A 6750-nucleotide genomic window follows, 5' to 3' on the forward strand; every position below is an offset into this window, starting at 1 on the left:
AGACTGTTGCGGCGAGTTCGGGCTGTGGCAATCTTTCGTTCACTTCGTCGGACCGTCATCCGGTCGACGCGCGCCGTTCCCCGTGCGCTGTCCTTCCTGCGCGCCGTCGTGCCCGCACATCGTCGTGCCTGCACATCGCCATGCCCGCACATCGTCGTGCCCGCGCGCTGCCGTTCACGCGCGCCCCAACCCCCGTCCCCGCCCGACAAGGAGTCAGCATGGGCACCCGACGCCCCACCGTCGTCGCCCTGGCCGCAGCCGCGGCCCTCGGCGCAGGCCTGCTCGCCGTCCCGCAGGCCTTCGCCGCCGGCGAGCACCCCGACGCCCGCCATCGCGAGAGCGGATGCGTCATGCAGGCCGGAGACAACCGGGTCGACCACGTCATCTATCTGACGTTCGACAACGTGCACTTCACCCGCGACAACCCGAACGTGCCCTCCGACCTGGAGCAGATGCCACACCTGCTCGACTTCCTGGAGCACAACGGGACGGTCGACACCTCCCACCACACCCCGCTGATCGCGCACACCGGCAACGACATCCTCACCCAGCTCACCGGCCTGTACGGCGGCGATCACGGGCAGCCGGTGTCCAACTCCTTCCGGTACTACAAGTCTGACGGGACGAGCACCTCCGCTCGCACCTTCGCCTACTGGACCGACGGCATCGCCGATCCGGCCACCCCCACCCCCAGCGACACCGCGCCGACCATGGTCACCCCGGACGGCCGGAACACCCCCGCCCCCTGGACCGCCTACACGCGGGCGGGCTGCGACTTCGGCGCGGTCTCGGTGGCCAACACCGTGCTGGAGAACACCACCTCCGACGTCGCCAAGGTCTTCGGACCTGACTCCCCCGAGGCCGCCGAGGCCAAGGCCGACCCGGTCCGGGCCCAGGCCGACATCGTCGGCATCGGCGTCCACTGCGCGCAGGGCTCCGCGCGCTGTACCACCCCCGCCGCGCGGCCGGACCTGCTGCCCGACGAACCCGGCGGCTACCACGGGTACCAGGCGCTCTACGGCGCCCACAGCGTCGACGCCGTGATCTCCCCCGACCACCCGGTCCGCGCGATCGGCGGAGCCCCCGTCGCGGACAAGGCCGGCAACCCGGGCTTCCCCGGCTTCGACTCGATGTCCGCCGACAACACCCTCGGCTACCTCGCCAGCATGCAGGAAGCCGGCGTGCCCGTCACCTACGGCTACATCTCGGACGCCCACGACCGCTACCCCGGCGGCACCGCCTTCGGCCCCGGCGAAGCCGGATACGTCGCCCAGCTCAAGTCCTACGACCAGGCCTTCGACGGCTTCTTCCGCCGCCTGGCCAAGGACGGCATCACCCCCGCCAACAGCCTCTTCGTCGTCACCTCCGACGAGAACGATCACTTCGTGGGCGGCAAGTCCAGCCCGGCCGGCTGCGACGGCGTCACCACCCCCTGCAGCTACCAGCAGATCGGTGAGATCAACGCCAACGTCCGCGGACTGCTCGCCACCCAGCAACACCTCACCACCCCCTTCCAGCTGAAGTCCGAGTCCGCCCCGAGCTTCTACCTCGACGGCAACCCCGCCTCCGACGCCGCCACCACCCGCGACTTCGAACGTGCCGTCTCCAAGCTGACCGCGGTCAACCCGCTCACCGGCACCACCGAACCGATCAGCCACCAACTCGCCGACCGCGCCGAGATGAAGATCCTCCACATGGTCACCGGCGACCCCCTGCGCACCGCCACCTTCACCGACTTCCTCGACCCGAACTACCTCGCCGTCGCCGGCGCCGCGAACTGCGCGACCCCCTGCGTGGGCCTGAACGCGGAGGAGGCCTGGAACCACGGCGACTTCGCGCCCGACATCAACACCACCTGGCTCGGCCTGGCCGGCCCGGGCGTCAAGCACCTCGGCGCGAGCGGCGCCGTCTGGTCCGACCACACCGACATCCGCCCCACCATGCTCGCCCTGCTCGGCCTGCACGACGTGTACGCCCACGACGGCCGCGTCCTGACCGAGTTCCTCTCCCCCTGCGCACTCCCGAGAAGCCTGCGCACTGCCGACCAGGCCGACTACCGCCGGCTGGCCACCGACTTCAAGCAACTCAACGCGGGCGTCGGAGAGTTCGCCTCCGCCACGCTCGCCGCCGCCACCATGGCCGCAGCCTCCGACACCCCCGGCGACACCCGCTACAAGGACACCGAAGCCAAGCTCGCCGCCCTCGGCGCACAGCGCGACCGCCTCGCCCGGCAGATACGCGACCTCCTCGACACCACCGCCCCCGGATCCGGCCGACTCACTCCGGCAACGGCCAGGAACCTCGCCCGCCAGGCCGAGGACCTGATCCACCAGGCCGACCGGCTCGCCCGCGGCTGACCCCGCCACTCGGCGGTGGGCGGGACCTCCCCGCCCACCGCCGCAGTGTGTCCACCCATCACCCCACGTCACCCGCGCCCAGGACTCACCCATGCCCCGAACACCCGTCGGCCGGGCAGCACTGGCCGCCACGGTCCTCTGCGGCCTGCTGGCAACCAGCTGCGCCTCCGCCCCGGCCCCATCCGACTCGCCATCCGCCCTGCGGGCCCGGTTGCCGCAGTCGATCCGCACCGCCGGCGAACTGCGCATCGGCTCCTACCTCAACTACGTCCCGGTCGAGTTCAAGGACCCTGGCGGCTCACCCATCGGCCTCGACCCGGATCTCGCCACGGCCCTCGGCTCCTACCTCGGCCTGCGCGTCAAGATCCTCGACATGCCCTTCAAGGACCTCATCCCGGCCGTCCAGTCCGGGAAACTCGATCTGGCGATGTCGGCCGTCATCGACTCCCGCGACCGCCAGCAGGGCAAGGACGCCACCGGCCACGTCACCAACCCGGGCGTGGACTTCGTCGACTACTTCCTCACCGGCACCTCGATCCTGGTCAAGGCGGGCAACCCGCTGGGCCTCACCACCCTGGACAGCCTGTGCGGCCGCACCATCGCCGTACAGACCAACTCCGTCCAGATCAAAGTCGCCAATGCCCAGTCCGCCGCCTGCAGCAGAACCGGCAAGCCGCTCCGGATCGACTCCACGGACACCGACGCCCAGGCCGTGGCCGAGGTCTCCTCCGGAACCGCCGCCGCCGACCTCAACGACTACCCCGCCGCCGCCTACAACACCACCGCGCCGAACCACAAAGGCATGTTCCAACTGGTCGGCAAATACCAGGAGTCAAGCCTCTACGGGATCGTGGTCGGCCGGGACCGGCAGGACCTGTCCGACGTGCTGTCCCGGGCCCTCGACCAGCTGATCGGCAACGGCACCTACCAAAAGATCCTCGACAAGTGGAACGTCGGCAACGGTGCCGTCGTCAGTGCCACCGTGAACGCCGGGCTCTGACCCCGGCCCCACACCGACGGCCGGGCACACCGTGCCCGGGGCAGTGCGCCCCGGGCACGCCGCCGTGCACCGCTCCGGCCTGCCGACCTGTGGCCCGCTCCCGGCGGGACTCAACACAGCTTCGGGAAAACGTTATCTCCAGGCTCCGTTCGATTCTCCTTCACTGCCGGACCCCACCGGCATTCCATGGACCACACGGAGCAACAACACATGCAGGCCCACGAAGACCAGCCGACCCAGCACATACCCCCGGTGAGCGGAGACGGCCGATCCCCCGACGGTCGCCGCAGGAAGGAGCGTGGTCGCCGCACCAACAGCCGGACCGTGAGACGAGTCACCATCGGCCTGTCCGTCATCGGCGCCGCCGGACTCTCCTTCGCCGGCGTCGCCCTGGTCACCACGACGGACCCGACGTCGAACACGGCCGGCAGCCACGACGCCCCGATCAGCACGACGGTCGCACCGACCGAAACCGGCCACGCAACCCCGGTCACCATACTTCCGACCGCCACGCCGACCTCCCCCGCTGCTCCCGCGGCCCCGTCCCCTTCGGCTACCCCGTCGCCCACCAGCACCCCCTCCCCCCTCAAGCCCACCCCCAAGCCGGTGCCGACGCCCGCGCGAACCGCACACCCCTCGGCAGCCAACACCGCCGCACCGGCCCCGAAGCCCGCAGCCACCGCGCAGGTCCCCGCCGATCCCGCCTCCGGACCGGTCGGACCGGACCCGGTGCTCCCGGGCCCACGGTCGTCCTCCCAGTCCGTCAGTGACGCCGAGGCCGAGTCCCTGCAACTGCTCAACGGCGAGCGCGCCACGGTCGGGCTCCCTCCCCTGACTCTCAAGTCCGACCTGAGCGACTACGCCCGCAACTGGGCCCACCACATGCGCGACAACGGCTTCGGCCACTCCAGCAGCGCAAACTCCCAGTACCTGGTGACCGGCTCCCGGACCTGGATCGGCGAGAACATCGTCTGGTGGAGCGACGCCTCGATGACCGCCCAGGAGGCGGCGGAGAAGTTCCAGTCGATGTGGCGCCACAGCCCGGGCCACTACAAGGCCCAGACCAACCCCTCGTTCACCGAGGTCGGTGTCGGGATCTACCACGACGAGACCGGCTGGTGGGGAGTGCACAACTTCTCCGACGGTCGGTAGGCCGACCGAGACCGTGGCTCGGGGTCTCTGCCCAGGCGCGTCACTACGCGACGGGCCCTCCAGGGACGGTAGCCACAGGGCGGGTAGAGGTTGTCGCAGCCGGAGCCACGCCGGAGATCGGCACTCCCCTGACGAGGGCCTTGAGGGTGCCCTCGATCCTGAGCGGGTCGTCCGGCTGCCCTGCTCGATGTGGTCGAGCACCACAAGGTCCGGGTGGTCGTAGAGGGCTGTCTATAGGTGAGCGGCGGCCACTTCCCGGCGCAGGCGTCGGCGCAGGTGCCCACGGACGGCTTGGCGGTGTCCTTGTACACGGTCCGGTCGGCGGAGCCGGTGACGCTCGGTCCGAGCGTCACCGACTTCACGGTGGCGATCCGGACGCCAGAGGAGTCACCGGTCGCCTGGGCCTTGCCGCCGGAGACGGCGGCCGTGTCGGGCCCGCAGGCGGTGGCGGCGAGCGCGAGCACGGCGAGGCCGGAGACGGCGAGCAGGAGGCGCGCAGCGAAGGCGGAACAGCGAACCTGGGTATGACGAACTCCCTTTGGGCACCTGGTGGTTGAAGATTCGGACAGTCATCGCCCGCACCTCCTCCACGCGGATCCGCGGCGGGAACGCTTCAAGGCCGCCGGACATATTCTTCGACTCGGGCCCGACCTCCGACTGGCTTCCGCCCCTGATTCCCGCCCGCTCACGGGCCGGGCCGCGGGGTCGCTGGACACCCGGCGGCCCCGCTGCCGTGCCCGACCAGGCGGCGACTGTCGCGCACACCCGTGAGAGCCACTACCTCCGCCTATGACTCCGTAGCCATATTGTCATAGTTAGGGCGATTTTTTTGATATATGAACTACTTGATTATCTTTAGATCTATTTACTTGCAATCTTTTGACCGGATGTCAACTGCCGGGCCTGTGTGACGTGAATGACAATGTCTTGTGATCACCGATTCGGCTTGCCTAGCGTGCAGGCGTTCGCATCTGCGGACCCTGTCGTCGGGACGCCGAGTCCTGCCCACCGGCCGGCAGGACGTCGAGCTCTGCGTCGGGCAGGAGCGGGGGACCCAGGAAGTCGCCGTGTCCGCTCGGCCCGTCCAACGGGCCTGCCGGGACGCGGCTAGGGGTGAAGCCGCTCATACGCGGCCGGGCTACCTCGCGGCCCGAACCCGACAGCTCACCTCGCAGGCGTCGCCGAGGGGTCCCCCCATGCTGTCTTCCCGCCGTGGCCGACACCGTCGATCGCGCCGCAGCCGCGTCCCGCGCCTGGCCACCACCGCCGGATTCGTCGGCGTCGGCCTGGCTATGCCGCTGATCACCGCCAGCACAAGCTCCGCCGCCTCCGTCCGCCACCCCCACCATCACCCCCACAGTCCCGTGGCGTCCGCCGCCGTTCCGGCGCAGCGCCACGACGCCTACGCTCCCGGCAGCGCCCCTGGCCGCGGGAGCTCCCCGTGGGCCTTCGCCGCGCCCACCGCCTCGGGCGTACCGACGGCCTCTGCAGCGCCGACCGCCGTGTCCGCCCATGCCTCCACCGCGCCGCCCCCGGCTTCGCCTACGGTCCCGGCCTCCCACACCTCCTGGCACCCGTCGGCATCCTCGTCGCCGTCGGCCACATCGGCCCCCGCCCCCACCGCGACGTCGACGCCCGCTGCTGCCTCCACCTCCGCGGCCGCTCCGTCGGCCACGCCGACGGCCTCCGCGAGCCCGACCGCGGCCGGCTCGGACGCCGTCCAACAAGTACTCGCTCTGATCAACCAGGCCCGAGCCACCCATGGCCTGCCGGCGTACACCATCAGCGCGGGCCTGACCAGCAGCGCCCAAGCCCACAACCAGGTGATGGCCGCCGGCTGCGGCCTGTCCCACCAGTGCCCGAACGAGAGCGGACTGGGTGCCCGGGAGAGCGCCGCAGGCGTCCAGTGGACCTCCGCCGGGGAGAACATAGGCGACGGCGGCCCGGTCGGCACCGGGGCGCAGGACATCGCCGCCGAGGCGGTGGCCCTGACCCAGGACATGCTGAACGAGCAGCCGCCGAACGACGGCCACCGGCAGAACATCCTGAGCGCCTCGTTCACTCACGTCGGCATCGCTGTCCACCGGGACGCCGGCGGTACCGTCTGGATGTCTCAGGACTTCTCCAACTGAGTCCGGGCCGACCGCACACCGTCGGGGCCAAGCGGCTGGCCGCCGACCCGGCCGGGGAGACCGCGCTGGTGCTCAACATCGGCCGCGGCGAGGGCGTCAGCGTCAAGGA

The 6750-nt window shown here is 70.7% G+C and carries 5 protein-coding genes and 1 riboswitch; of the genes, 4 read left to right on the top strand and 1 reads right to left on the bottom strand.

Features of this window, described 5'->3' with window-relative positions:
- Nucleotides 1-218 precede the first annotated feature (218 nt).
- The 3 genes from ACWCYO_RS09845 to ACWCYO_RS09855 all read left to right on the top strand — a co-directional run bounded on the left by ACWCYO_RS09845 (nt 219) and on the right by ACWCYO_RS09855 (nt 4509).
- The gene (locus ACWCYO_RS09845) at nt 219-2357 is read left to right on the top strand and encodes a hypothetical protein (protein WP_449783902.1); all 2139 of its coding nucleotides are present in this window, start codon (nt 219-221) and stop codon (nt 2355-2357) included.
- Nucleotides 2358-2448: 91 nt separating this feature from the next.
- Nucleotides 2449-3357 carry an ABC transporter substrate-binding protein gene (locus ACWCYO_RS09850; protein WP_449783903.1) on the top strand — a complete coding sequence of 303 codons (909 nt, stop codon included), beginning with the start codon at nt 2449-2451 and terminating at the stop codon, nt 3355-3357.
- 324 nt (nt 3358-3681) lie between these two features.
- Nucleotides 3682-4509 carry a CAP domain-containing protein gene (locus ACWCYO_RS09855; RefSeq protein WP_270142917.1) on the top strand — a complete coding sequence of 276 codons (828 nt, stop codon included), beginning with the start codon at nt 3682-3684 and terminating at the stop codon, nt 4507-4509.
- On the opposite strand, the gene ACWCYO_RS09860 is transcribed toward ACWCYO_RS09855, so the two are convergent.
- Nucleotides 4455-4973 carry a hypothetical protein gene (locus ACWCYO_RS09860; protein ID WP_449783904.1) on the bottom strand — a complete coding sequence of 173 codons (519 nt, stop codon included), beginning with the start codon at nt 4971-4973 and terminating at the stop codon, nt 4455-4457. The genes ACWCYO_RS09855 and ACWCYO_RS09860 overlap by 55 nt on opposite strands.
- Before the next feature lie 547 nt (nt 4974-5520).
- A riboswitch (cyclic di-AMP (ydaO/yuaA leader) is annotated at nt 5521-5702 on the top strand.
- 309 nt (nt 5703-6011) lie between these two features.
- Between ACWCYO_RS09860 and ACWCYO_RS09865 the strand changes: the two genes are divergently transcribed.
- A complete protein-coding gene (locus ACWCYO_RS09865) occupies nt 6012-6641 on the top strand; it encodes a CAP domain-containing protein (RefSeq protein ID WP_270142919.1) in 630 nt (209 codons plus the stop codon).
- Nucleotides 6642-6750 lie beyond the last annotated feature (109 nt).

The sequence above is a fragment of the Kitasatospora sp. NPDC001683 genome, assembly GCF_053596495.1.

Bases quoted from the DNA above. Each gene is read 5' to 3' on its own strand.
- ACWCYO_RS09845 (WP_449783902.1), top strand. From the start codon at position 219: ATGGGCACCCGACGCCCCACCGTCGTCGCCCTGGCCGCAGCCGCGGCC.
- ACWCYO_RS09850 (WP_449783903.1), top strand. From the start codon at position 2,449: ATGCCCCGAACACCCGTCGGCCGGGCAGCACTGGCCGCCACGGTCCTC.